This window comes from Methylomonas sp. BG-2, assembly GCF_057766305.1.
Genome location: NZ_JBYMAP010000357.1, coordinates 1 through 2,787, shown reverse-complemented (window position 1 = coordinate 2,787; position 2,787 = coordinate 1). Strand labels below are relative to the sequence as shown.

At 52.1% G+C, this 2,787-nt stretch carries 5 protein-coding genes; 4 read left to right on the top strand and 1 reads right to left on the bottom strand.

Annotated features, from left to right (window positions below):
* Positions 1–326: hypothetical protein (locus tag AC3B8H_RS20065; RefSeq protein ID WP_488443290.1), on the bottom strand; the 326-nt coding region annotated here is incomplete at its 3' end.
* 186 nt (positions 327–512) lie between these two features.
* Between AC3B8H_RS20065 and AC3B8H_RS20060 the strand changes: the two genes are divergently transcribed.
* The 4 genes from AC3B8H_RS20060 (at position 513) to AC3B8H_RS20045 (ending at position 2,600) form a co-directional block, all read left to right on the top strand.
* The gene (locus AC3B8H_RS20060; protein WP_488443289.1) at positions 513–1,481 is read left to right on the top strand and encodes a ParM/StbA family protein; all 969 of its coding nucleotides are present in this window, start codon (positions 513–515) and stop codon (positions 1,479–1,481) included.
* A gap of 2 nt (positions 1,482–1,483) precedes the next feature.
* On the top strand, positions 1,484–1,717 hold the full coding sequence (locus tag AC3B8H_RS20055; RefSeq protein WP_488443288.1) for a hypothetical protein: 234 nt from the start codon (positions 1,484–1,486) through the stop codon (positions 1,715–1,717).
* Positions 1,718–1,839: 122 nt separating this feature from the next.
* Positions 1,840–2,328: a transglycosylase SLT domain-containing protein gene (locus tag AC3B8H_RS20050; RefSeq protein WP_488443287.1), complete on the top strand. Its 489-nt coding sequence runs from the start codon at positions 1,840–1,842 to the stop codon at positions 2,326–2,328.
* A 2-nt stretch (positions 2,329–2,330) separates the two neighbouring features.
* On the top strand, positions 2,331–2,600 hold the full coding sequence (locus AC3B8H_RS20045) for a flagellar transcriptional regulator FlhD (protein ID WP_488443286.1): 270 nt from the start codon (positions 2,331–2,333) through the stop codon (positions 2,598–2,600).
* The last annotated feature ends 187 nt before the right edge of the window (positions 2,601–2,787 follow it).

The window sequence follows — 2,787 nt, the reverse complement described above, 5'->3', positions numbered from 1 at the left end:
AGATAGTGAAATCGATACCGATCTTTTGGAAGGGCGAATAATCGCGATTCGATAAACTGGTTATTTGACCAACGACCGACGCCCCAACCCAGTAGCCGTTTGTCATCGGTTGTCCATTCAAGCTTGATTCCCAGAGGGTATCTAGCGACGGCGGAATTTTGACGAATCAATTCAATATAACGTTCCGTATATCGATTAACGATTGACTGTGCTTGCTCACGCAACTGATCTATTTGATGAAATAGCCAGGTGCAGACAGCCGGCGTGGCTTGATAGTACGTATAGACCGCGGGCTCGATCGCCTGGCTGGGTTGTGGATTCATCATGAGAAAGACCTTCCCTATCGGTATAGCAAAGGGGGCATGGTAGCGTATTGACTTTTACAAACCCGCTGGCAAAGTGCATTTTAAAAGCATTTAGCCAGCGGGTTTCTTGTTTGAAAATTGCTAAGATCGACACGCGTCTATCCTCAGTCGCTATAACCTTACGCAATCGACAGGACACTCATTCCCATGTTTATACTAGGCTTAGATATCGGCTACTCGAACGTTAAAATCGCCTTCGGCGAGCATCAATCGCTTCCCACCACCCGCCTATTCCCGGCCGGCGCCGCGCCGATCGAACACTTGCCGCAAGCCATCGATCGAACAAACGATACGTTGCGGGTCACCGTCGAAGGCGCCGCCTGGGGCGCCGGTATCAGCGTCAGCAAACTGAGCAACTGGAACCGGGCGCTACATCGGGACTATGCGGCGACCCCCTCCTATCGAGCGCTATTCCACGCCGCCTTGCTGGCGACGGAGCAAACCCACATCGACGTGTTGACCACCGGGCTGCCCGTCGCCCAATGGCAGGACAAATCCGCGCGGGATGCACTTGCTGCGCAATTAACCGGCGTTCATCAGGTCACGCCGAAACGCCAAATGAGCGTGGACCGCGTTCAAGTGATCCCGCAACCCGTCGGCGCCTTTGTCGAACAACTGTTCAGCACGCAAGACCAACGGCTCAACGCCGGGCGGGTGCTGGTGATCGATCCGGGGTTTTTCTCGGTGGACTGGGTGCTGCTTAACGAAGGCGAAATCGTGACGGCCTCGTCCGGTACCAGCCTGGAAGCCATGTCGGTCTTACTCGATAAAACCAGCGAACTGATTTGCCAAGACTATGGCGGCCATCTTCCCCCGGAAAAAATCGAGGACGTCTTAAGAGCCGGCGGCACCACGGTGTTGTTGCTGGGACAGACCATTGAAATCCAGACGTATTTGTCCGCGGCCGCGCAATCGGTCGCGGAGGTGGCCTTGGCAGCGATGAAACAATCGCTGCGGCGCGAGAAAGCTTCCGTGGATATCGTCCTGCTCGCGGGCGGCGGCGGCGCCCTGTATCAAGAAGCCGCCAGGCGTATTTTCCCCTTGAACCCAGTATGTCTGCCGGCGCAGCCGGCGATGGCCAATGCCCTCGGCTTTTTCTATTTCAGCCGGGCGTGATAATGAAAATATTGGTCACGATCAATCCAGGATCATCGCCGGAACTGTATGCAGCGATCGAAACGATACCGGCCAGGGACCGGGCGGAAAGGCTGCGGACCTTGGCGACACTCGGCGTCGTCAGCGCGCGGAATGGTCTACAAACCGTGTCAGCCATGCTTGGCACGCCGCCGAACCGGCTCGAAACGAATCAGACCCTGGTGAAGCTCAAATCAAGTCTGAATACCGAACAATAGCGACTTGCGCTATTGCGTTTTTTGATTCCTGTGTTGTTCTAAAAGGGTAGACACTGAATATGCGAAAAGTGTGGATGATCTGCGTCTTGAGCGCCCTGTCGGCTAACGCTTACACTAACCCATTGACTGAATCGGACTGGGGAAGCATTGCGATGGAAAAAGGGCTAGACCCCTTTGAATTGTATGCCGTATCATTGATGGAATCATCGAAATACTGCGGTAACAAAACGATATCGCCTTGGCCGTTAGCGATCAACTCGGCCGGCAAGTCGATGCTGCCCCAAACCCATGCCGAAGCGCTTCAGAGCCTAGAGCAGGAATTAGACAAAGGGATTCGATCAATCGATATCGGCTTAATGCAGGTGAACATCAAGTGGCATGGCCATCGAGTCCGCGACATCCGCAGCCTGTTCGATGCAAACGTGAATCTACGAATCGGTGCCGACATTCTGGCCGAGGCCATTCGATCCGAGCCCAGTGACAGAGCACTGGGACTAGGACGGTATCATGCCGGTTATGGAAACGAGCCGGAGCGATTAGCCCGTGCTTATCATTACGGCAAAAGAACCCTAGCGATTGCAAAAGCGCTGAGAGCCTATTTTGGAGATTAATCATGACCGATGCGATTGAAGCGTTCAATCTCAAGCTTCTGTTGTTCATTCGAGAGCAGATGTTGGACGATCAGTCCAGTAAGCTACATATCCTCATGGGCGTTGATAAAGACGCGGCGCATTTGATAAAAACGGCCAGTCTCGAAGACATTATCAAATTATCCAAAGTGGGATTGTTTTTATTCTCACCGCGCTTTGAATGTGATGAGTTAAAGAAAATTCTAGACTCGAATGCGCTTGATCCTAAAACCCTGGTAGAGATTTTTAAATAAAAGGATACTTATTTATGGCCCAGAATAACGATGCAATTTCAGTGTTCGACAAACACCGCTTGGCGTATGACATGGTTAAGGCCGGCTTTAGGACATCAATCGTCTATATCCATACGCAGCTCTCAAAGATTTTGTTACGCAAGCTGTATAAATCACTTCATAACAAATCGCCGAGCTCAGGTTTGTT

Excerpts from the sequence above, each read along its gene's own strand:
- AC3B8H_RS20045 (WP_488443286.1), top strand. The coding sequence starts at position 2,331 with ATGACCGATGCGATTGAAGCGTTCAATCTCAAGCTTCTGTTGTTCATT.
- AC3B8H_RS20055 (WP_488443288.1), top strand. The coding sequence starts at position 1,484 with ATGAAAATATTGGTCACGATCAATCCAGGATCATCGCCGGAACTGTAT.
- AC3B8H_RS20060 (WP_488443289.1), top strand. The coding sequence starts at position 513 with ATGTTTATACTAGGCTTAGATATCGGCTACTCGAACGTTAAAATCGCC.